The organism is Sphingomonas sp. 2SG, assembly GCF_005503285.1.
Taxonomy (GTDB): Bacteria; Pseudomonadota; Alphaproteobacteria; order Sphingomonadales; family Sphingomonadaceae; genus Sphingomonas; species Sphingomonas taxi.
In genome coordinates, this window is sequence record NZ_SCMZ01000030.1 from 29,022 (window position 1) to 51,044 (window position 22,023).

Consider the following 22,023-nt stretch of genomic DNA (forward strand, 5'->3'; position numbering starts at 1 on the left):
CCCGACATAATGACGTGATGTGCGGGGCGGGCCGACAAGGTCCGCCGCGGGGAATGAGTGAATTGGGGACGTAGATATGGCGACCGTCGAAAAGATGCCGATGCTCCAGGAGGGCTATGACACGCTCGTCGCGGACCTGAAGCGTCTGAAAGCCGAGCGTCCCCAGATCGTGGATGCGATCGAGGAAGCGCGTGCGCACGGCGATCTGTCCGAAAACGCCGAATATCATGCGGCGAAGGAACAGCAGGGCCAGAACGAGGCGACGATCAGCGATATCGAGGACAAATTGTCCCGCGCGCAGATCATCGATCCGCTGGAACTGTCGGGCGACAAGGTGGTGTTCGGCGCGACGGTGACGCTGCTCGACGACGACGACAAGCCGGTGAAGTATCAGATCGTCGGCCAGACCGAGGCGAATGCCAAGACCGGCCGGATTTCGTACAATTCGCCGCTCGGCCGTGCGCTGATCGGGCGCCGGGTGGATGACGAGGTCGAGGTGTCGGTGCCGGCTGGCGATCGCTATTATGTCGTGTCGAAGGTCGAGTTTATCTGATCCGGTTTGCGATTATCTGAGCCGGGCGGTGGGGGCGTTGTCGTATACGACCGCTGGCGCCGTATCCTCCCCCTCCGTCAGGCCTGCGGCCTGCCACCTCCCCCTGGCGGGGGAGGATTTTTGTTCGGTCGCCAAAGCCCTCTTCGTCATCCCGGCGAAAGCCGGACCCATGGGGGCGGAACGGGCGTGAGGCGCGCCCACGCAGATAGCATCGTGGCCATGGGTCCCGGCTTGCGCCGGGATGACGAGTAAAAGACCCTCTCCTCCCAAATGACGTCATCCCCGCGCAGGCGGGGATCAATAAACGCTGACGTAGCGATGGGGTCGCAAGGTCCGCGCGTCTGGATCCCCGCCTGCGCGGGGATGACGATGGTGGGGGCTGGAGCGGCGGTCTACGCCGCCGTCCCGTGCCTCACGCCGCCGGCGGGGTCAGCAGTTCCGGCTCGAGCAGGCGGTGGAGGTGGACCACGACGAACTTCATCTCGGCGTCGTCGACGGTGCGTTGCGCGTTGGCGCGCCAGGCCTTTTCGGCGCTGGCATAGTCGGCGAAGATGCCGACGACCTCGAGCTTCGACGGATCGGCGAATTCGAGGGTGCGGGGGTCCTTGACGCGGCCGCCGAAGACGAGGTGGAGCTTGCTCATGCGCGTATCCCGGGTGTGAGGGTCAAGCCCAGCGCCCTAGCGTGTTGCGCTGCGATATTGAACCCCCGACGCCATCCGCCGCCGCCGGAACCTCCGGCAGCGGCATGCGGCGTCAGCCCTTGTTGGCGGCGGTCTTGACCGCGGCCGAGCCAGCGGTGGTCGCCGCCTTGGCGATGCCCTGGAACAGCGACTTGACCTGATCCTTGGCCGCGTCCTTCGATAGGCCGGCATTCTGCAGCTCGCCGGCACCGGCGTCGCGGGCGGCCTGGATCGCGCCGCGGGCGCGTTCGCCGAGCGTGCGGCCGAGCGGCGCGAGCAGCTCCTTCTCCTTCTCGGACCGCGGGATCAGCGCGCCGGCGAGCGCGCCGATCGCAAGTCCGCCCGCGACGATGGCGAGCGGATTGTGCTCGACCGCGTCGGCGGTGCGGCGGGCGGCGTCGGTCGCGACATGCTTGGCGTCGTCGATACGGGCGTGGATGTCGTGATTGTCGGTCATGCGTCTATCCTTCGTGCGGGGGCGCTATGGTCAGATGTACGGGGTCAGTCCTGCGGGCCGAGACCGGGTTCGTGGTCGCGATGGCCAGGCTTGTGCTTGGGTTTGCGCCGGAACAGCGCGACGATGCGATGGCGGGCGAGGAACAGGCCGGCGACCGCGGTGGCACCGGCGACCGCACCGGGGTTGCGCACCGCGGTGTTAAGGCTCGCCTGCGCCGCTGCGCCGCCCTTGTCGGTGAGCTCGCGCGCCGCCTGCAAGGCCAAAGTACGCGGGTTGAGCCGCACCTGAAGCTTGCCGAGCGTCGCGTTGAGGCGCTCGCGCGCGGCGAGCGCTTCGGCTTCCGCCTCGGCGAGGCGCAACGTCGGGAGCGGCGCGCTCATCGCGGCGTCCCCGGCGCGAGCCGGCCCTTGCCGACGATCGCCAGCACCGCCGCGATCGCGAACACGCCGATCACCACCGCGGCGGTGGCGAGACCGGGGCCGATCAGCGTCGCGAGGCTGAGGATCAGCCCGACGAGCAACGCCACCAGCCCGGCGAGCGCGAGCACCGCCGCGGCGACGAAGAAGATCGCCGCGTTCTTATAGGCGCTGGTGCGCTCGCCGACGCGTGCCTTGACCAATGCCACCTCGGCACTGGCGAGGCCGCGCGCGTCATCGACGAGTTGCGTGACGAGCGTGGCGATGCTGTCGTCTTCGGTCATCGGCTGGATCGTCGCCATGGGGTCGATCAGGCCTTGTTGCCGTCGATACCCGACTGGACGAGGCGGGCGACCGCGAAGCCCAGCGCGGCGGCCACGCCGACCGCGACGCCGGGGCTCTTGCGGACGAACTCGCGCGCTTCTTCGATCAGCTCCTCGGTGTCCTTGCCCTTGAGCTGCTCGGCGAAGTTGGACACCGTGCCGGCGGCGGTGCGGGCGTAATCGCCATATTGCGCGCCGAGCTTCTCATCGACCTGCTGCGCGGCGTCGTTGATCAGCTGCGAGAGCTGGTCGAGACCGCCCACGGCACGCTCCTTGCCGGTGTCAGCGAGGGTGCGGATGCGGTCGGTCGCCTGCGCGCCGTATTTGGACGAATAGTCCTTCACCGTCTGCTTGGCCTGGTCGGTCTTGCTCGCGGCGGCGTCGGTGGTGCCGGCAGCGGTGCTGTCGCCGTCGGTGACGGTCGTGAAATCGGTATCGGCCATGGCTCACCCTTCCTATGTTCGACACGCTCAACCCCGGCCCGACCGGCCCGGTTCCCTCGTCGTCGCGGAGATTGCCGCGACCCGGCCGGCGCGGTAGAGCGCGCGCATCACGCCCCAGAGGTAGGAGCATCGTTACGTGACCGCAATCATCGACATCCATGGCCGCCAGATCCTCGACAGCCGGGGCAACCCGACGGTGGAAGTCGACGTGCTGCTGGAGGACGGCAGCTTCGGCCGCGCGGCGGTGCCGTCGGGGGCCTCGACCGGCGCGCACGAAGCGGTCGAGAAGCGCGACGGCGACAAGAGCCGCTGGGGCGGCAAGGGCGTCGACGAGGCGATCGATGCGGTCAACGGCGAGCTGGTCGAGGCGCTGCTGGGCCTCGACGCGGAGGATCAGGCGGATCTCGACGCGGCGATGATCGAGCTCGACGGCACCGAGAACAAGGGCCGGCTGGGCGCGAATGCGATCCTCGGCATCAGTCTCGCCGCCGCCAAGGCCGCAGCAGAGGCGCGCGGCATGCCACTCTACAAATACGTCGGCGGCGTCTCGGCGCACGTGCTGCCGGTGCCGATGATGAACATCATCAACGGCGGCGAACATGCCGACAATCCGATCGACTTCCAGGAATTCATGATCGTGCCGGTCGGCGCGGCGAACATCGTCGAGGCGGTGCGCTGCGGCTCGGAGATCTTCCACACGCTGAAGAAGGCGCTGCACGACAAGGGTCTGGCGACCGGCGTCGGCGACGAGGGCGGCTTCGCGCCGAACATCGCCAGCACCGAGGAAGCGCTCGGCTTCATCATGCAGAGCATCGAGAAGGCGGGCTATACGCCGGGCGACGACGTGATGCTGGCGCTCGATTGCGCCGCGACCGAATTCTACAAGGATGGCCGCTACGATATCTCGGGCGAGGGCAAGGTGCTCGAGAGCGGCGCGATGGCCGAATATCTCGCCGACCTCACCCGCCGCTATCCGATCTTCTCGATCGAGGACGGCATGAGCGAGGACGATTGGGAGGGCTGGAAGGCGCTCACCGACCTGATCGGCGACAAGGTGCAGCTCGTCGGCGACGATCTGTTCGTCACCAATCCGAAGCGCCTGAAGCGCGGCATCGAGGGCGGCTATGCCAATTCGCTGCTGGTCAAGGTCAACCAGATCGGCACGCTGACCGAGACGCTGGAAGCGGTGACGATGGCGCAGCGCGCGCGCTACACCGCGGTGATGAGCCACCGTTCGGGCGAGACCGAGGATGCGACGATCGCCGACCTCGCGGTCGCGACCAATTGCGGGCAGATCAAGACGGGCTCGCTGGCGCGCTCGGACCGGCTCGCCAAGTACAACCAGCTGATCCGTATCGAGGAAGAGCTGGGCGATTCGGCACGTTATGCCGGCCGCGACGTTCTGAAGGCTTGATCCGGCACGAACGGCAAGCGAGGATGCAGGGCATGGCGGCACGCGGACAAAGACCATCGGCTTTCGCCCGGACGATGCGCCGGGCCGCGCTGCCGGCGCTGGGGCTGACGATCATGGCGTTCTTCGGCGCCTATGCGGTGCTCGGGCCCAACGGCATCCTCGCTTACGGCGATTACAAGAAGCAGCTGGTGCGGCGGGAGAAACAGTTCGCCGCACTCGACCAGAAGCGCGCGGTGCTCAAGAATCGCGTGGCGCTGCTCGATCCGGATCACGCCAATCCGGATATGGTCGACGAGATGGTACGCAAGGAACTGAACGTCGCGCATCCCGACGAGGTGATCGTCCCGCTGAAGTGATCGTCTATTCTTCGTCGGCGGCGAGGGGCAGCCGCATATGCGCGTCTGTTACACCCACGCCGTCACCCCGGCCTTGTGCCGGGGTCCCGCTTCTTCTTCGGACGTTGCGAAGAAGAAGCGGGATGCCGGATCAAGTCCGGCATGACGGGGAAAGGGAATTGCCATCGTGACGCCTAATGGGTCGTAAGAAACAGTCCCTTCCGCCACGGGGAGGATTGCGCTTCACTCGCTGACGTGGCCGGGTCCGAGATCGCCATCGCCGCCTTTCGGTCGGCCTTCGCCGCCGGTGACCGGATAGCCGTCGCCGGTCGCGGCGTCGGAGTCGAAATCCTCGCCGGGGTTGCCACCGCCGGCGCCGCTGCCGCTGCCGTGAACCTCGCCGGTCTGCGGGTCGAACGAGGCGCGGCGGCCGTTGTCGGGCGGGATCGCCGGATCGTGCGGCGGTGCCGGGTCGCCGGGGCGGGCGGAGACGGTGCCACCGGGGCGTTGCGCGCCAAGCGCCGCCTCGCGGTCCTTGTTATACTCCTGCCCGGAATGGCCGTCGGCGCGGTCGAACGGATTGCCGGCGGGATCGCGCTCGGGATCGGCCTTGGTATCGCGGGACGTGTCGGACATGGGGACCTCCTGATCTCTCGAAACGGCAACGCCCCGCGCTCCACCGGTATCCGCGGGCAGCTTTTCTACCGAACGGTATAAAAGCCGTTGACGACCGCCGCAGCCGCTTCTATACCGAACAGTATAGAAGATGGCGGCGAGGGATCGCGGGCATCGGACGGAAACACCCGGATGCCCTTCGCAGTGCGGCGGCAAAAGGGGTGCAACAATTCGCACGTATCGGTCTGCATCGCCATGGATGCGGAAGGGTGGCGTGCGATGTCGAGAAGGGAGTGACGCCATGGCTTTTCTTGCTTTTGCCGAACCGGGCAACGCCGGTTATGCGCGGGTGAGCGCGCCCGTCGCGCGGCCGGTCGTGGTGTCGGAGACAGCGCCGCTGGCGCAGGCTGCAGAGGAGGAACGGCCGGTGCTGACGGAGCTTGAGCGTTCGGTGATCGGGATCGCGCGGCAGGACGGCCTGTCGACGCTGCGCCAGCCGGGCCGGCTGACCCGTTGGCTCGGCCTCGTGTTCGGCGTGCGGATCAGCCCGCAGCTCGCCGACCCCAAGCTCGAGGCGTTGCGCCGGATCGCGGTGCTGAGCTGGAAGCGCGGCTATGCGATCGCGTCGGCCGAGGTGAAGGCGTTCCTGGCATCGGGCTATTCGCCGGCCTTCTACGAACTGGTGGTCGATACGATCGCCTCGGCCCGGCAGGCGGAAGCGCGGCGCGGGCGGGCGTGAGGTTCGGGGGAAGCTAACGGCGTATCCTTAGTGTTCTCAGTGTTCCCGCGAAAGCGGGAACCCAGGATCAAGCAAAACAACGTCTTATAGCGTAAGTGACTCCTGGGCTCCCGCCTGCGCGGGAGTACTGGCAAGGTTGTTCGGAGGTCTCGCCCTCTGCCTCCAGATGGGATGACGGACAACGACCGCGAACGGTTCGCAGCATCCGCTGACCTTGTATTTGTCGGAGTGTCCAGCGGGTATCGGCTCTATGCCTCGCCTGACGTCCGTCTCTCGTCCCCGAACAGCGCCGCGACCACGTCGGCGGAATGGACCGGCTTTTCGTGGCGCGGGACGGTGCGAAACCGGTCATCGATCGTCCAGGCGTCATAGCCGGTGACGAACAGGAAATTCGTCCCGGCGGCTGCCAGCAGCGCCGCGACGGGGTAGCTCATCTCGCCGTGCAGATTGATGTCGAGCACCGCACCGTCGAGCGGCGGAGCGGTCGCGAGCAGTTTCACCGCGGCGGCGAGCGTGCCGATCGGGCCGACGATCTCCGCGCCGAGGCCGCGCAGGTCGCGCGCGAGGTCGTCCGCGACGAGATATTCGTCCTCGACGATCAGGATGCGCCGGCCGCGAAGATCGGTCATGCGCGCGCCCGCTCCGCCGCCGGTCGAGACATGGCCGCAGGCGGCGTTCGGCAAGGGGCGGAGCAGACCGGCATATCCGGCAGGCCTAGCATGGACTTGGTAGTGCGACGCAACATTCGCCGCGTCCTGCCGCGGTTCGTCGCGCGACGCCACCCATTTGTCCGGCAAATTGACGAATACCGAAACGCGGGATAGCATCGGCGGGCACGCGCTGGGACGCGTCAGGGGAGAGTGATGAAGGTGATGTCGAGGCTGTTGTTCTGTTCCGCGCTGGCGGTTCTGGTCTCCGGCGGCGCAGCGGCGCAGCAGGCCACGCCGGCGGCCGCGCCGTCCGATATCGTGTCGGTGCGTGGCGATCGTCCCGGTCCGAAATTCGACAAGCGGCTGTTCGGCCAGTTCGCCGAACATCTCGGCACCGGCATCTATGGCGGCATCTGGGTCGGCCCGAACAGCAAGATCCCCAACGTCCGCGGCTATCGCAGCGACGTGATCGAGGCGCTGAAGGCGATCAAGGTGCCGGTGGTGCGCTGGCCCGGCGGCTGTTTCGCCGACGAATATCATTGGCGCGAAGGCATCGGCCCGCGCGGCAAGCGCCCGGTCAAGGTCAACACCAATTGGGGCGGCGTGACCGAGGACAATGCGGTCGGCACGCACGAATTCATGGATTATTCCGAGCTGCTCGGTGCCGAGGCCTATGTCTCGGGCAACGTCGGCTCGGCGCCGCCGCGCGAGATGGCGGAGTGGGTGGAATATATGACCTCGCCGACCGGCTCGACGCTCGCCAAGGAGCGCGCCGCCAACGGCCGCAAGGAACCGTGGAAGGTGCCGATGTTCGGCATCGGCAACGAATTGTGGGGCTGCGGCGGCAATATGGCGCCCGAATATGCCGCCGACGAGACGCGCCGCTACGCGACCTTCGTCAAGGCGCCCGACGGCGTGCCGATCATGAAGGTGGCGAGCGGCGCCAATGCCGAGGATTACAATTGGACCGAAGTCATGATGCAGAAGGCGGGCAACGCCTTCTCGGGGATCGGCGTCCATTATTACACCGTCCCCGGCAGCTGGGAGAAGAAGGGCGCGGCGACCGGCTTCGACGAGGAAGCCTGGGCGCGGACGCTCGCCAAGACGATGAAGATGGAGGAATTGCTCCAGGGCCATTCGCGGATCATGGACAAATACGATCCCAAGAAGCGGGTGGCGCTGCTCGTCGACGAATGGGGCACCTGGTACGATCAGGAGCCGGGGTCGCATCCGGGCTTCCTCTACCAACAGAACAGCCTGCGCGACGCGGTGGTGGCGAGCCTCAACCTCGATATCTTCGCGCGTCATGCCGATCGTGTCCGCGGCGCCAATATCGCGCAGATGGTCAACGTGCTGCAGGCGATGCTGCTGACCGACGGCAACCGCATGGTGAAGACGCCGACCTATTGGGTGTTCGACCTGTACAAGGGCTATCAGGACGGCACCGTCCTGCCCGCCGAGGTCAGCTCGCATTGGTATAAGAACGGCGGGCACGAGTTGCGCGCGGTCAGTTCGAGCGCGGTGCGCGGCTCCGACGGCGTGGTGCACGTCGCGCTCACCAACGTCGATCCCAACCAGCCGGCGAGCGTGACCGTGCAGCTCGCCGGGATCGCCGGGGGGACCGTGACCGGGCGTATCCTGACGGGCACGACGATGGACGCCCACAACACCTTCGATGCGCCCGACGTGGTCAAGCCGGTGGCGTTCACCGGGGCGACGCTGTCCGGTGGAACGCTGTCGGTGACGCTGCCGGCGAAATCGGTGGTGATGCTCGACATTCGATGAACGGGCAGGGGGCGGCGGTGTCGCCCCCGATGTCGAAGGCTGCGAAGGCGCTTATATTCCCCGTGATGCCGGGCTCAGTCCGGCATCACGCTTCGTCCGGAGTAGCGGGACTCCGGCTCGAGGCCGGGGTGACGGCAACCGATGAAGCTACGCAATCGTCTGCGTGTTACACCCGCCCGTCCACCATCGCGCGGATGTCGACGCGCGCCTTCAGTCGCGCCGCCAACAGAGCCGTGCCGCTGACCTTGCGCTGAACGAACAGCGTGTCCGCGGGCGGGACGTGCCAGGTAGCGCGGTCCTGTGCCATCTCCATCCCCTGTTCGCGGACGACGCCGACGAAGGCGCGATCGCCGAAGTCGAACGGGCCGGGGCGGTTGAGCTCGCCGAGGATCACGTCGATCATCGCATCGACCAGCGGGCGGTGCCGCGCCGCCGCTGCCTCGCCGAGGAAGCCCGCCGCGACCGCCGCTTCGCGTACCGCATCGCGGTTTCCCGACAGGCCGGCGGCGAGCAGGCGGCGATAGCCGTCCGCGGTCGCCGGCGGCACCGCGCGGGCGGCGCCGAAGTCGAGCAGGACGATCCGCCCGGTCTCGGGCTGCCAGCGGTAATTGGCGAAATTGGGATCGGTCTGCATCAGCCCCCAGTCGAGCAGCTCGCGCAGCGCCAAGGCGATGAGGCTGTGCATCGCGGCGTCGCGCACCGGCTGTTCCGCGGCCTCGAGCGTCTCGATCGGCACGCCGGCGACATAGGTCATCGCCAGCACGTTGGGGGTGGTCAGCTCGGGGTGCAACTCGGGGATGACGAAGGCGGGATCGTCGGCGAGCAAGTCGCGATAGCGGCGCATCATCGCGCCTTCGCGCAGATAATCCGCCTCCTCGTGGAGCTGGCGCTTCGCCTCGCCGAGCAGCGGCGCGATGTCGAGGTCCTTGGGGAGAAGGCCGGAGACGCGCAGCAAGGTGGCGACATTGTCGACGTCGGCGTCGATGCTCTGCATCACGCCGGGATATTGCACCTTGATCGCCAGTTCGCGCCCGTCGGGCAGGCGCGCACGATGCACCTGCCCGATCGAGGCGGCCGCGATCGGATGCGCCTGGAAATGGGCGAAGCGGCCACGCCAGTCGCGGCCCCATTCCTGCGCGAGCACGGTGTTGAGCTGCGCGGGCGGCATATGGTGCGCGTCATTGCGCAGCCGGGCGAGGATCGTCGCCAGTTCCGGCGGGAGCATGTCGCCCGCGTCCATCGAGATCATCTGGCCGAGCTTCATCGCCGCGCCGCGCAGATGGGCGAGCTGGTCGGCGACGCGCGTCGCATTGGCGGGAGTGAGCAGCAGGTCGCCCATCCGCGGCCGCTCTCCCGCCGCCAGCCGACGCGCACCCTCGGCGACGACGCCGCCACCGACCCCCGCGGCGAGACGCCCGAAGGCGCCGAGCCGCGACAGCCGGCCGCTGGGAACGGCGCGGCCCTTGTCGGGGCGCTCGTCGCTCATGCCGGGATCAGGCGATCGGCACGCAGCCGCTCGAACAATGCGAAGAAGGCATCGTCGGTCGGCTGATAGGCGGTGAAGCCGAGGCGGCGGCTCTTCGACATGTCGGTGACGACCTCGATCGGGCGGCCGAGATCGGCGTCGGTATGCCAGGGCGAGGCGAGGCGGGCGAGATCGGGCTCGGCAAGCCCTTCGCGCTGGGCGATGCGGCGCCAGAGGTCGGCGTCGCCGGCCATCTGCGTTTCCAGCGGCTGGACGCTGCCGTCGAACGGGGCGGCCTCGACGCCGAACCAGTCCGCGATGCGGCTCCACATCCAGCTCCAGCGGAAGACGTCGCCGTTGACGACGTTGAACGCCTCGTTCGCCGCGGCGGGGGTGGTCGCCGCCCAGAGCAGATGCCGCGCGAGCTGGCCCGCGTCGGTCATGTCGGTGAGCCCGTCCCATTGCGCCGCCGAGCCGGGAAAGCGGAACGGCCGGCCGGTCTCGCGGCACAGGGTCGCATAGACGGCAAGCGTCGTACCCATATTCATCGCATTGCCTAACGCCTTGCCGATCACGGTATGCGGGCGGTGGACGCTCCAGGTGAAACCGTCGCGCTCCGCTGCGGCGAACACCTCATCCTCTTGCGCGTAATAGAAATTCTCGACGTCGAGCCGGCCCTGTTCCTCGCGGAACGGCGTCTGCGGCAGCGTGCCTTTGCCATAGGCCTCGAACGGCCCGAGATAATGTTTCAGGCCGGTGACGAGCGCGACATGCCCCACGGCGGCATCGTTGGCGCGCAGGCCGTCGAGCAGGTTGCGGACCATCGCCGAATTGACGCGGATATTCTCTGCTTCGCTGTCCTGCCGTAGCCAAGTGGTGATGAACACCGCGTCGGGGCGGATGCCGGCGAGCGCGGCGGCGGTGCCGGCGGCGTCGAGCAGGTCGGCGGCGACCGGCTGGACGCCCGGCTGGTCGCCGGGGCGGCGGGCGAGACCGTGGACGGTCCAGCCCTGTTCGACGAGCAGCGCGGCGGTGGCGCTGCCGACGATGCCGCTCGCACCGACGATCAATGCGTGTTTGGTCATGTATCTGCCTTTTCCGGTAAGACGCTGCCAACGCAGGCCCTGCCGCAAGGGTCCGACTTTATTGGATTACCGTCGTTCGAACAGGCTGAAGACGAGGTCGCGGCGGGGCGCGAAGCCGAGGCGGCGGTAGAGCGCGATCGCACCCGCATTGTCGGCGTAGCTAGTGAGGAAGGGCCTATCGCCGGCCGCGTGGATCGCGGCGGCGACCGCGGCGATCAGGCCGGCGGCGAGGCCGCGGCCGCGGAAATCGGGGTGGGTGCAGACGCCGCTGACTTCGCGATAGCCGGGGAGCCCAAGCCGCGTTCCGGCCATCGCGGCGAGCCGGCCGTCGATCCGGATGCCGAGGAAGCCGCCGAAGCGATGCGTATGGCGGAAGAAGGGACCGGGGCGCGTCAGTTCGGCGAGCGCGACCATCTCCGCCGCATCGGTGTCGCCGAGCGGGACCGCGTCGGTCGTGGGGGACGGAGGATCGGCGGCGACCATCTGCACGCAGTGCGCCGTCGTGATGCTGCGAAAGCCGGGCAGGGTAGCCGGCGGCGCCGGCTCGAACAGCCCGATCGTCTCGCCCGGCGCGACGAGATCGGCGAGCGCGGTGTGATGACGAACGTCATGCGCCGCCACCGCCGCGAACAGGCCGTAATCGGGGTCGATCCGCCGCGCGTCGTCATTGCCCAGCGCCAGCGGCGCCTGCCGCGTGGTCAGCGCCTGCCAGACCGGTGCGTCGAGCGGATGCGCGGGGCTCACTGATAGGGCGGCTGGTGGTATCCGGCGGGGGAGGTGGTGAAGATCTCGCACCCGTCCTCGGTGATGCCGATCGAATGCTCGAACTGCGCCGACAGCGAACGATCGCGCGTCACCGCGGTCCAGCCGTCGTCGAGCAGCTTCACGTCGGGACGGCCGATGTTGATCATCGGTTCGATCGTGAAGATCATGCCGGGCTTGAGTTCCGGACCCGTGCCGGGCTTGCCGACGTGGACGACTTCGGGCGCGTCGTGGAACAGCCGGCCGAGGCCGTGGCCGCAGAAGTCGCGGACGACGCCGTAGCGATGCTTTTCGGCATGGCGCTGGATGGCGTTGGCGACGTCGCCCATATGGTTGCCGGGCCTGGCCTGTTCGATGCCGAGCATCAGACATTCATAGGTGACCTCGACGAGGCGCTTCGCCTTCAGCGGCACGTCGCCGATCAGATACATGCGGCTCGAATCGCCGTGCCAGCCGTCGACGATCGGGGTGACGTCGACATTGACGATGTCGCCCGACTTCAGCGTCTTCTCCGACGGAATGCCGTGGCAGACGACATGATTGATCGAGATGCAGGTCGAATGCGTATAACCGCGATAGCCGAGCGTCGCCGGTACGCCGTCGCGCGCGACGATGAAGTCGTAGATCAGCTTGTCGAGTTCGGCGGTCGATACGCCCGGCACCATATGCGGCGTCAGCATGTCGAGCGTCTCGGCGGCGAGTTTGCCTGCCTTGTGCATGCCGGCGAAGGCGGCGGGGCCATGGAGCTTGATGGCGCCGGTGCGCCCTTCCGGCGCGTCGGAGGTGACGGTCACGTATTCGGTCATCGCGGCGATATAGCGTGGTCGCGGCGATTTTGCGAGGCTATGACCGGGCGATGGAGCAGGAACGTATCTGGACCGCTGCGCTGGTCGTGATCGGGGATGAGATCCTCTCCGGCCGGACGCAGGACAAGAACATCGCGCAGCTTGCGAGCTGGCTCAACGTGCAGGGCATCCGCCTCGCCGAGGTGCGCGTGGTGCCCGATCGGACCGCGGCGATCGTAGAGGCGGTCAACACCCTGCGCGCGCGCAACGATTACCTGTTCACCACCGGCGGCATCGGGCCGACCCACGACGACATCACCGTCGACGCGATCGCGGAGGCGCTCGGCGTCGGGGTGGAGCATCATCCCGAAGCGATGGCGGTGCTGGAGAACTATTACGCGACGCGTGGCGGGCTGACCGAGATACGCGCGCGGATGGCGCGGGTGCCGGCGGGGGCGGGGCTGATCCCCAATCGCGTCTCGGGCGCGCCGGGCATCCATATCGGCAATATCTTCATCATGGCGGGGGTGCCGCATATCACCGCCGGGATGCTCGATGCGCTGACCGGCACGCTGGAAGGCGGGCGGCCGGTGGTGTCGGGGACGATCGGCTGCTGGGTGGCGGAAAGCGAGGTCGCCGACCTGCTGCGCGATGCCGAGAAGGGGCATGAGGGTGTGTCGATCGGCTCCTATCCGTTCTTCCGCGACGGGCGGACGGGGGCGAACTTCGTCGTGCGCAGCGCGGACGAGGCGCTGGTGACGCAATGCCTGGCGGATCTGACGCGCGAGTTGCAGGCCGGCGGGCGCGAGGTCTTCGCGGGCGGGATCTGACGGTCGCTGTTTGGCCGAGTGCTCCTGCGAACGCAGGAGCCCAGAGCCAAGAGGTCCGTCGCCCGTGACCCTGGGCTCCTGCTTTCGCAGGAGCACGATGGGGCGTGGGGGCATGCGCCCACGCACGATCAGCGCGTGAAGGCGCCGATGTCCGCGATCGCCAGTTTTTCGGCCGGCACCGCGGTCGCGGCGAAGGTCAGGCGCAGGTAGCGTAGCGGGCGCGGCGTGGTGAAGGGGATGCGTTGCGTCGCCAGCGCATAGGCGATGTTCTGGAACTCGCCATCCGCCGCCGCGGTCCACGTCCTGCCGTCGGTGCTGGTCTCGGCGCGATAGTTGCGCGGCGGGGCGCTGACCTTGTCGGGGTGGCGCCAGGGCGTGAGGCTGAAGCCGGCGACCGTCTGCGTGGTGCCGAGGTCGAGCGTCACGCTGGCCGGCGTCGTGGTCGGCGCGGGTTGCGACCAGATCGTCGCGCCGTCGCCGTCGAGCAGCGCCTCCGCGCCGGGCGCGGTTGCGGTGACGACCTTCCAGTCGCGCGGCGAGATCAGCGTCGCGTCGCTGCTGCGCGGGGCGGCGACCGGAGCCGGTGCGACGCTGCGGAACAATGCGACCTCGCTGATTGCCGGGCAGGCAGGGGCGTCGAGGATCACCAGCCGGATGCGGCGCGCGGTGATCGGCGCGTCGAGGCGGATGATGCGCTGCGCACCGATCGCGGTCTTCTCGGCGAGGCGCTGCCAGCGACCGGCGACCTCCGCCTCGATCGCGAAGCGGGTGACGCGGACGCCGAGCGGCAGATGTTCGCGGATGCGGATCAGGTCGAAGCTGCGATTGGGCGGCAGGTCGAGCGTCAGCGTCGGCGTGGTGACGCGGTCAGGGGTCGACCAATAGGTGTCGCGGTTGCCGTCGAGCACTTTGGCCGGTGCGAACGCCGCACCGCGGGTGGCGCTCGCCGAAGCGATGGCGCCCTGCGCGAGATCGGTGGCGAAGCTCGCCTCGAGCGCCGCGCCGAAGCTCTTGAGGACGGCGACGTCGTGATCGGGGATGCGGCCGCGGCGATCGGGCGGCAGGTTGAGATTGAGGTTGGTGCCGCGGCCGATCGATTCGTCGTGCAGGCGGATCAGCCGCTGCGGGTCCTTGACCTTGGCGTCCTCGTCGGGGTGGTAGAACCAGCCGGGGCGGATCGATACGTCGGTCTCCGCCGGCCACCACAGCGCCCCGTTGCGGACGCCACTATTGCCCTCGGACTGGACATAGGGGTGGTCGGGCATCGTCGGCCAGCAGGGATCGCCGGCGACGCCGTCCTCGTTGCCGACCCAGCGGATGTCGGCGCCGAGCGGATCGAAGGTGCAGGCCATCGGCTGATGCTGGTGGACGAGCGCGATGATCGACGGCCAATTATAGTATTTCGGCGCATCGATCTTGCGGGTTTCCCTGGCGCCGCCGTAATAGCCGTCGCCGCCATTGGCGCCGTCGAACCAGAATTCGAACAATTCGCCATAGCGGGTGCAGAGCTCCACCACCTGCTTGCGGTAATAATCGACATAGGCCGGGCGGCCGTATTCGGGGTGGTTGCGGTCCCACGGCGAGAGATAGAGGCCGAAGGCGAGGCCGGCGCGGCGCGTCGCCTGTTCCATCTCGCGGACGATGTCGCCCTTGCCGTTCTTGTACGGACTGTTGCGGATGCAATGGTCGGTGAGCTGCGTCGGCCACAGGCAGAAGCCGTCGTGATGCTTGGCGGTGAGGATGATGCCGCGCATGCCGCCCGCCTTGGCCGCCGCGACGATCTGGTCCGGCGCGAAGTCGGTCGGGTTGAACAGCGCCGGGCTCTCGTCGCCATAGCCCCATTCGCGATTGGTGAAGGTGTTGATCGAGAAATGCACGAAGGCGTAGCGCTCGCGCCGGTGCCAGGCGAGCTGGCGCGGCGACGGGGTGGCACCATAGGGGACGGGGGCATTCGCCGAAGTGGTCGTGGCGGCGAAGGCGGGGGTGGCGGTCGCCGTCGCGGCGAGGCCGGAGGCGATGAGGGTGCGGCGGCTGAGGTCGGTCACGGGGTGGCTCCGTATAGATGGCGATGAAATCGTGTGCTCCTGCGCAGACAGGAGCCCCGGGGTCAGGCGCGCAACGCTCGTCGCTCTGCCCGGCTCTGGGTTCCTGCGTTCGCGGGAACACGGGAGAGGGCGTCACCTGCGCAGAGGTTTCGCCTTGGCAGCAACACAGGGACCATCACGCCGCGCCGCGGCCGTTCGACGGCGGGCGATCCGCCTTGGCCTGTCCGAAGCTCTTCACCGGCGTGGCGCTCATCGTGAAGGTGAGGCGGCCGCCCTGCATCAGCTCGGCGTGGCTGATCCAGTTCTTCGTCCAAGACTTGCCGTTGCGGCTGACCGCGCGGACATAGGGCGTGTCGGCGCGGTTGCCGGGCGCCTCGATCGTCAGCCGCTTGCCGCCGGGCAGGCGGATCTCGGCGCGCTCGAACAGCGGCGAGCCGAAGACGTACACCGCCTCGACCGGATCGACCGGGTAGAAACCGAGCGACGACAGCACGAACCAGGCGCTCATCTGGCCGCAATCGTCGTTGCCGATGATGCCGTCGGGGTCGTTCTTGTACATCTCGACGCACAGCCGGCGGACCATCGCCTGCGTCTTCCACGCCGCGCCGGTGTAGGCGTAGAGATAGGCGACGTGGTGGTTGGGCTCGTTGCCGTGCGCATACTGGCCGACGAGGCCGCTGATGTCGGGCGGGGCGTTGGCCGGCAGCGTCGAGGGCGCGGTGAACAGCGCGTCGAGCCGGGCCTCGAATGCGGCATCGCCGCCCATATGCGCGATCAGGCCATAGACATCGTGCTGGTTGAGGAAGGTCGCCTGCCAGCCGTTCGCCTCGGTATAGTCGCGCCACCACGGCTTGGGCATATGGCCGAGCTGGATGGGGTCGTAGGGTGACCACCAGCGGCCGTCGGCGAAGCGCGGCTTGGCAAAGCCGGCCTTGCCGTCGATGACGTTGCGCCAGTTGCCCGAGCGCTTGAGCAGCCGGTCCGCCTCCGCCGTCCGGCCGGCGGCGCGGGCAAGATGCGCCGAGGCCCAGTCGTCATAGGCATATTCCTGCGTCCGGCTGACGCTCTCGAACCAGACGTCGGCGGGGACATAGCCCTTGGCGTCGTAGACGTCGCGACCCTTGCTGTTGTCGCGATCGGGCGCGGTGAAGTCGAAGCTGCGCTTGGCGATCGCCGGCCAGGCAGCGGCGTAATCCGCCTCGATGCCCTTCGCCTGCGCTTCGGCGATGACCGAGACGGCGTGCCAGCCGATCATCGTGCCGGTCTCGACGCCCTGTAGCGGCCAGACCGGTGGGCCATAGGGGCTCTGCTGCGTCTGGCGGATCAGGTCGGCGACGAGGCTCTGCGCCTTGTCGGGGGCGACGATGGTGAGCAGCGGGTGGAGCGCGCGATAGGTGTCCCACAGCGAATAGCTGCTGTACGCGGCCTCGCCCCTGGCGAGCGCGTGCGGCTTGCGGTCGAGGCCGATGTAGCGGCCGTCGACGTCGGAGAAGAGCGTCGGCGCGATCAGCGTGTGGTAGAGCGCGGAGGCGAAGATGGTGCGCTGGTCGGCGGTGCCGCCCTCGACGCGCATCGCGTCGAACTCGCGTGTCCAGGCGGTTTGCGCGGCGCGGCGGACGGCGTCGAAGTCCCAGCTTCTGCCCTCGGCGGCGAGGTTGGCACGGGCACCCGCGACATCGACGCCGGAGATGCCGCAGCGGATCAGGATCGGCGCGGCGCCGGCGTCGTCATAATGGAGCACGGCCTTCAGACGCATGCCCTTGACCGCGCGGGCACCCGCTGGCTGCTGCGCATCGCCGTCGCCGTAGAGGGTGACGCGGTTCGGCGCGCGCGAGGTCTGGAGCGCGAAATGGATGTGGCGGCCCTTCGCCCAGCGGTGGACGGTGCGGCTGCCGGTGAGCGTGCCATCGGGATCGAGCGTCAGGTTGGCGTCGGTGACGAGCGGCGGCTGGTCGCTCTTGTCGAGCACGAGGTGCGACAGGTCGACGAGGATGTGGGCGGGGCCGGCGGGGAAGGTGTAGCGGTGGTAGCCGGTGCGTTCGGTGACGGTCAGCTCGGCGCGGACGCCGCTTTCCAGCGCGACACGATAATAGCCGGGCTCGGCATGTTCGGCGGTGAAGCGCTGGCGGTAGCCGGCGTCGGGGTTGTCGAGCGGGCCGGGGACGAGCTGCACCGGGCCGCGGGTCGGCACGACCAGTACGTCGAGCATGTCGCCGATGCCGGTGCCCGACAGATGCGTGTGGCTGAAGCCCATGATCGACGTGTCGGTGCGGTGATAGCCCGAGCAGGCGTCCCAGCGCTCGACGTCGGTGTCGGGGCTGAGCTGGACCATGCCGAAGGGCAGGGCCGCGCCCGGATAGGTGTGGCCGTGGCCGCCGGTGCCGATGAAGAGGTTGGCGGCGGCGGGCGTCGGCGCAGCGGCGAGCGCGGGCAGCGGCAGGCCGGCGGCGGCGGTGCCGGCGAGGAGGGTGCGGCGGGAGATCGTGCCTTCGGTCATAGGGGCGCCTTCAGCAATGCGGGTCGGGTGGCGGCGAGGTGGAGGATCAGCTCGCCGAACAGGCCGTTCGCCCAGGCGAACCAGCTGCGGGTGAATTTGGCGGGATCGTCCCGGTCGAAGCTTTCGTGGATGAAGCCGGTGCCGCCGTCAGTGTCGCGCAGGGTGCGCAGGGCGCCGCGGATCGCGGTGTCGTCGGTCGCGGAGAGGGCGCGGATCGTCAGCGACATCGGCCAGATCTGGCCGGCGCCGACGTGCGGGCCGCCGATGCCCTCGCCGGCCTTGCCGCGGAAGAACCAGGGGTTGGCGTCGCTCCAGCAGGCTGCCTGGGTGCGCTGCCACAGCGGGTCGGCGGCGTCGACACAGCCGAGATAGGCGAGGCCGGAGAGGCTGGGGACGTTGGCGTCGTCCATGAAGACGGCGTTGCCGTAGCCGTCGACCTCATAGGCCCAAACTTCACTATCGTCACGCAGACGCATCGTGCCGTGCGCCTTGAGCGCCGCCGCGACCTCCGCCGCCAAAGCCATGGCGGATTGTGCTAAGTCATTGTCATTGCTTGCTTCTTTGGCGACGGTGGCGAGTTCGCGCAGCGCCGTCACGGCGAACAGGTTGCTGGGGATGAGGAAGGGGTAGAGGCAGGCGTCGTCGGAGGGGCGGAAGCCCGAATGGATCAGGCCGACCGGCCGCGTCGGGTTGCCGTGGCCCCAGAGCAACGTCTCGGTCGGCTGCGGCGCGGAGCGGCGGAAGCTGTAGGGGCCGGGGCCGTCCTTGCGCTGCTGTTCGCGGAAGGTGCGGATGCTGGCGCGGGCCGCCGCCGCCCAGGTCGCGTCGAACGGGGCCGCGTCGCCGGTCGCGCGCCAATAGCCGTGCGCGAGGCGCATCGGATAGCAGAGCGAGTCGATCTCCCATTTCCGCTCGGCGACGCCGGGCTTCATCTCGGTCTCGTCCTTCTGCGACCATTCGAGGTTCGATTTGGCGGTCGGGTCCTCCATGAAGGCATTGGCATAAGGATCGAGCAGGATGCAGCGCGATTGGCGCGCGATCAGGCCGCGGATCAGCCGGCGCAGTTCGGGCGCCTGTCTGGCGAGGTGGAGATAGGGTTTCACCTGCGCCGAGGAATCGCGCAGCCACAGGCAGGGTATGTCGCCGGTGATGACGAAGGCGTCGGGCGCCGCCGCGGTGCCGCCCATGCGGACGGTGGTGTCGAGCGTGTTCGGATAGCAATTGCCGAACATCCAGCGCAGCTTGGCGTCACCGATCTGCGCCGAGACGCGGGCGAGCTCGCGCTCGACCGCCGGGCTGGTGAAACGGCGGTCGGCCAGAGCGGGGCGCTTCGAGGGCAGTTGCGGCGCGGCGAAGGCGGGGGTGGCGAGCGTCGCCGCCGACGCGGCGGTCGCGGCGAGGAAGTGGCGGCGGTTCAGATTTCGCGACACCTCAGCCAAGTCACCTCCGTCACCCCGGACTCGTTCCGGGGTCCACTCTGCGGCGGGGAGCGCGGCATGAGTTTCAGGCCAGACGCCTGCGGACGGGTGGACCCCGGAACAAGTCCGGGGTGACGGAGTGGGTGTGGAGAGGCGGCGCATCACTTGGGCAGCTCCGTGTCGGCACCGGTGACGGTGAAGGCGAACCACTGGCCGGCGCCGTCGCCCGGCTGGCCGCCGCCGACGTAGAGGCGGTAGGCGCCGGGGACGACGTGGCGGCGACCGTCGGGATCGACGATGCTCATCGCGCGCGGATCCAGCGTGAAGGCGACCTTGGCGCTCTTGCCGCGGGCGACGGCGATACGCCGGAAGCCGACGAGCTGACGCTGGAGGACCGGCACGTTGCCGCCCACCGCTTTGGCCGCCGGGGGGACGAGATAGGCCTGGACGACCTCCTCGCCGTCGCGTGCGCCGGTGTTGGTGACGCTCGCCTCGACGCGCAGGTCGCCGCCCGCCGCCACCGAGGCGGGGCCGCGCGGCGCGGCGTAGCGGAAGCTGGTGTAGCTCATGCCATGGCCGAAGCCCCACAGCGGCTTGCCGGTGAAATAGCGATAGGTGCGCTCCTTCATGCCGTAATCGGTGAAGGCGGGCAGATCGGTGGTTGCATGGTAGAGCGTCACCGGCAGGCGGCCGGCGGGATTGACGGTGCCGGACAGCACGTCGGCGAGCGCGGTGCCGCCCGCCTCGCCCGCATACCAATTGGCGAGGATCGCATCGGCGGCGGCGGGATCGACCGACACCGCGCTGCCGCTGGTCAGGACGAGGACGATCGGCTTGCCGGTCGCCTTGAGCGCGGCGAGCAGGCGAAGCTGCGGTGCGGGCAGCGCGATGTCGGTGCGGTCGCCGCCGACGAAGCCGGGGACGGAGACGGACAGCGCCTCGCCCTCCAGATCGGGCGACAGGCCGGCGACGACGACGGCGACATCCGCCTGGTTCGCCGCGGCGACCGCCTGCGCCAGCAACGGTTCGGCGGGGGGCAGCCACAGCAGGCGAAAGCTGTCGTCCTCCGACCGGTGATCGAGGAGGATGTCGATCGGCTGCGGCGTGCCGTCGCTGTCGATGACGAGATCGACGCGGCCCTTGGGCAGGTCGCCGTCGTGGAGCGTCTTGCCACCGAGCGTCAGCCTGGCGCGATCGTGGACCGTGCAATCCTTCCAGCATTGCGTCTGATCGAGGATCAGATGGTAGCGGCCGGGGGCGGGGGGGACGAACTCGCCGGTCCAGCGCGCGGTATAGCCGGTCGCGGGCAGGCCGGGCGCGGGCGGCGCACGATTGACGTCGAGATCGATGCGGCGGTCCTGGCGGACGGTCGGCGCGCCGCTGCCGCCCGTATAGGTGGCGCGCAGGCCGGGCTTGCCGTCGGCGCGCAGGGCGGTTTCGGGAACGACGATCGCCGCGGTCTCGGCGAGCAGCGAGCCCTGCGCATAGCTGACGTTGGCGGCGCCGAATCGGGTGCGCAGGCCGTCGAGCGGGGTGACCGGGGCGACCGCGGTGCCGTGGTAATTGCCCTGCAACACGCCGAGGTCGTCGGCATTGGCGCCGATCACCGCGATCTTCGCCCCCGCCTTGAGCGGCAGGCGGTCGGCGTTGTTCTGGAGCAGCACGATCGACTTGCGCGCCGCGTCGAGCGCGGCGGCGCGGTGCGCGGGGGTGGCGACCTCGCTGGCGGGGATCGTGCTGTACGGGCTGGTGCCGCCGAAGGCGATGCCGAGCGCGCGGCGGGCGCGCAGCGCGCGGGTCAGTGCGGTATCGACCTCCGCCTGGCTGACCAGCCCCGCGGCGAGCGCCTGCGGCAGCGCGCCATAGGCGCTGCCGCAATTGACGTCGGTGCCGCCGCGGATCGCCGCCGCCGCCGCGCCGGCGCTGTCCTTGCGGTAATGGTGATAGACGCTGATGTTGCCGACCGCGTCGCAGTCGGAGACGGTGAAGCCGGTGAAGCCCCAATCGTGGCGCAGCCGGTCGTTCATCAGCCACGAGGCGGCACAGGCCGGCACGCCGTGGATGCTGTTGTAGGCGCACATCAGCGAGGTCGCCTTGCCCTCGATGATCGCGCGGCGGAAGGCGGGGAGATAGGTCGCCTCGAGATCCTGCGGGCTGGGATCGACGTCGAAGCTGTCGCGGCCGGCTTCGGGACCGCTGTGGACGGCGAAATGCTTGGGCGTGGCGACGACGCGGGGGTGGCTGGGATCGGGGCCCTGCAGGCCGTGGATGAAGGCGACGCCGAGCGAGCCGGTGAGATACGGGTCCTCGCCATAGGTCTCCTGCCCGCGGCCCCAGCGCGGATCGCGGAAGATGTTGATGTTGGGCGACCAGATCGTCAGCCCTTCGTAGATGCGGCGATCGGCAGCGACGGGTCTGGCGTTGAACTTGGCGCGCGCCTCGGTGCTGACGATCGTGCCGACGCGGTTCATCACGTCGACGTCCCAGGTCGCGGCGAGGCCGATCGCCTGCGGGAAGACGGTGGCATAGCCGTCGCGGGCGAGGCCGTGCAGCCCCTCGCTCCACCAGTCGTAGGCGGGCAGGCCGGCGGCGGGATCGGCGGGGGCGGTGCTCTGGAGCTGCGCCGCCTTGCGCTCGGGGGACATGGTGGCGACCGTCGCGGCGATCGGGTCGGCGGCCTGCGCGAGCAGGAGGAGGGCGGGGATCATACGGACGCTCCTGGGG

Annotated in this window: 21 protein-coding genes; 6 read left to right on the forward strand and 15 right to left on the reverse strand. The window is 68.9% G+C overall.

Translation table 11 applies throughout. From position 1 onward, the window contains the following. The first annotated feature begins 76 nt into the window (after positions 1-76). Complete coding sequence (gene greA, locus FFS23_RS13030; protein ID WP_038660865.1) at positions 77-553, forward strand: transcription elongation factor GreA; 477 nt, start codon at positions 77-79, stop codon at positions 551-553. Between the two features lie 412 nt (positions 554-965). Here the strand turns inward: greA and FFS23_RS13035 are convergent, their stop codons facing one another. The 5 genes from FFS23_RS13035 to FFS23_RS13055 form a co-directional block, all read right to left on the reverse strand. Next, entirely contained in the window at positions 966-1,196 is a 231-nt protein-coding gene (locus tag FFS23_RS13035; protein ID WP_038660862.1) for a DUF4170 domain-containing protein, read from the reverse strand. A gap of 112 nt (positions 1,197-1,308) precedes the next feature. After that, positions 1,309-1,692: a hypothetical protein gene (locus FFS23_RS13040; protein WP_137898937.1), complete on the reverse strand. Its 384-nt coding sequence runs from the start codon at positions 1,690-1,692 to the stop codon at positions 1,309-1,311. 44 nt (positions 1,693-1,736) lie between these two features. Further along, positions 1,737-2,072 carry a DUF3618 domain-containing protein gene (locus tag FFS23_RS13045; protein ID WP_137898938.1) on the reverse strand — a complete coding sequence of 112 codons (336 nt, stop codon included), beginning with the start codon at positions 2,070-2,072 and terminating at the stop codon, positions 1,737-1,739. After that, positions 2,069-2,392, reverse strand: a complete 324-nt coding sequence (locus FFS23_RS13050; RefSeq protein ID WP_245640857.1) for a phage holin family protein — start codon at positions 2,390-2,392, stop codon at positions 2,069-2,071. Before FFS23_RS13050 ends, FFS23_RS13045 begins: the two co-directional genes overlap by 4 nt. A gap of 26 nt (positions 2,393-2,418) precedes the next feature. Then, complete coding sequence (locus FFS23_RS13055; RefSeq protein WP_137898939.1) at positions 2,419-2,874, reverse strand: hypothetical protein; 456 nt, start codon at positions 2,872-2,874, stop codon at positions 2,419-2,421. A 136-nt stretch (positions 2,875-3,010) separates the two neighbouring features. Between FFS23_RS13055 and eno the strand changes: the two genes are divergently transcribed. Next, entirely contained in the window at positions 3,011-4,288 is a 1,278-nt protein-coding gene (gene eno / locus FFS23_RS13060) for a phosphopyruvate hydratase (protein WP_137898940.1), read from the forward strand. 74 nt (positions 4,289-4,362) lie between these two features. Next, complete coding sequence (locus FFS23_RS13065) at positions 4,363-4,644, forward strand: FtsB family cell division protein (RefSeq protein WP_038660851.1); 282 nt, start codon at positions 4,363-4,365, stop codon at positions 4,642-4,644. Positions 4,645-4,866: 222 nt separating this feature from the next. Here the strand turns inward: FFS23_RS13065 and FFS23_RS13070 are convergent, their stop codons facing one another. After that, on the reverse strand, positions 4,867-5,259 hold the full coding sequence (locus tag FFS23_RS13070) for a hypothetical protein (RefSeq protein ID WP_038660848.1): 393 nt from the start codon (positions 5,257-5,259) through the stop codon (positions 4,867-4,869). A gap of 280 nt (positions 5,260-5,539) precedes the next feature. Between FFS23_RS13070 and FFS23_RS13075 the strand changes: the two genes are divergently transcribed. Continuing rightward, positions 5,540-5,977 (forward strand): hypothetical protein, encoded by a 438-nt coding sequence (locus FFS23_RS13075; protein ID WP_038660845.1) that lies wholly within the window; start codon positions 5,540-5,542, stop codon positions 5,975-5,977. Positions 5,978-6,225: 248 nt separating this feature from the next. On the opposite strand, the gene FFS23_RS13080 is transcribed toward FFS23_RS13075, so the two are convergent. After that, positions 6,226-6,606 carry a response regulator gene (locus tag FFS23_RS13080; RefSeq protein ID WP_137898941.1) on the reverse strand — a complete coding sequence of 127 codons (381 nt, stop codon included), beginning with the start codon at positions 6,604-6,606 and terminating at the stop codon, positions 6,226-6,228. A 234-nt stretch (positions 6,607-6,840) separates the two neighbouring features. On the opposite strand from FFS23_RS13080, the gene FFS23_RS13085 reads away from it, so the two are divergent. Beyond that, positions 6,841-8,412, forward strand: coding sequence for an alpha-N-arabinofuranosidase (locus FFS23_RS13085; protein ID WP_137898942.1), 1,572 nt, complete (start codon positions 6,841-6,843; stop codon positions 8,410-8,412). Positions 8,413-8,578: 166 nt separating this feature from the next. Here FFS23_RS13085 and FFS23_RS13090 read toward each other — a convergent pair whose 3' ends face one another. The 4 genes from FFS23_RS13090 to map all read right to left on the reverse strand — a co-directional run bounded on the left by FFS23_RS13090 (position 8,579) and on the right by map (position 12,530). Continuing rightward, the gene (locus tag FFS23_RS13090) at positions 8,579-9,898 is read right to left on the reverse strand and encodes an ABC1 kinase family protein (RefSeq protein WP_137898943.1); all 1,320 of its coding nucleotides are present in this window, start codon (positions 9,896-9,898) and stop codon (positions 8,579-8,581) included. Continuing rightward, on the reverse strand, positions 9,895-10,962 hold the full coding sequence (locus tag FFS23_RS13095; protein ID WP_137898944.1) for an SDR family oxidoreductase: 1,068 nt from the start codon (positions 10,960-10,962) through the stop codon (positions 9,895-9,897). The genes FFS23_RS13090 and FFS23_RS13095 overlap by 4 nt, the downstream gene beginning before the upstream one ends. A 66-nt stretch (positions 10,963-11,028) precedes the next feature. Then, positions 11,029-11,706 (reverse strand): GNAT family N-acetyltransferase, encoded by a 678-nt coding sequence (locus FFS23_RS13100; RefSeq protein ID WP_137898945.1) that lies wholly within the window; start codon positions 11,704-11,706, stop codon positions 11,029-11,031. Further along, complete coding sequence (gene map, locus FFS23_RS13105) at positions 11,703-12,530, reverse strand: type I methionyl aminopeptidase (protein ID WP_137898946.1); 828 nt, start codon at positions 12,528-12,530, stop codon at positions 11,703-11,705. Before map ends, FFS23_RS13100 begins: the two co-directional genes overlap by 4 nt. A 50-nt stretch (positions 12,531-12,580) precedes the next feature. Between map and FFS23_RS13110 the strand changes: the two genes are divergently transcribed. After that, on the forward strand, positions 12,581-13,339 hold the full coding sequence (locus FFS23_RS13110) for a competence/damage-inducible protein A (protein WP_137898947.1): 759 nt from the start codon (positions 12,581-12,583) through the stop codon (positions 13,337-13,339). A 128-nt stretch (positions 13,340-13,467) separates the two neighbouring features. On the opposite strand, the gene FFS23_RS13115 is transcribed toward FFS23_RS13110, so the two are convergent. The 4 genes from FFS23_RS13115 to FFS23_RS13135 form a co-directional block, all read right to left on the reverse strand. Next, positions 13,468-15,384: an alpha-L-fucosidase gene (locus tag FFS23_RS13115; RefSeq protein WP_137898948.1), complete on the reverse strand. Its 1,917-nt coding sequence runs from the start codon at positions 15,382-15,384 to the stop codon at positions 13,468-13,470. A gap of 175 nt (positions 15,385-15,559) precedes the next feature. After that, positions 15,560-17,881, reverse strand: a complete 2,322-nt coding sequence (locus FFS23_RS13120; protein ID WP_137898949.1) for a GH92 family glycosyl hydrolase — start codon at positions 17,879-17,881, stop codon at positions 15,560-15,562. Next, complete coding sequence (locus tag FFS23_RS13125; protein ID WP_137898950.1) at positions 17,878-19,311, reverse strand: glycoside hydrolase family 125 protein; 1,434 nt, start codon at positions 19,309-19,311, stop codon at positions 17,878-17,880. The genes FFS23_RS13120 and FFS23_RS13125 overlap by 4 nt, the downstream gene beginning before the upstream one ends. Before the next feature lie 149 nt (positions 19,312-19,460). After that, positions 19,461-22,007, reverse strand: coding sequence for a glycoside hydrolase family 3 C-terminal domain-containing protein (locus tag FFS23_RS13135; protein ID WP_137898951.1), 2,547 nt, complete (start codon positions 22,005-22,007; stop codon positions 19,461-19,463). Positions 22,008-22,023: the final 16 nt, after the last annotated feature.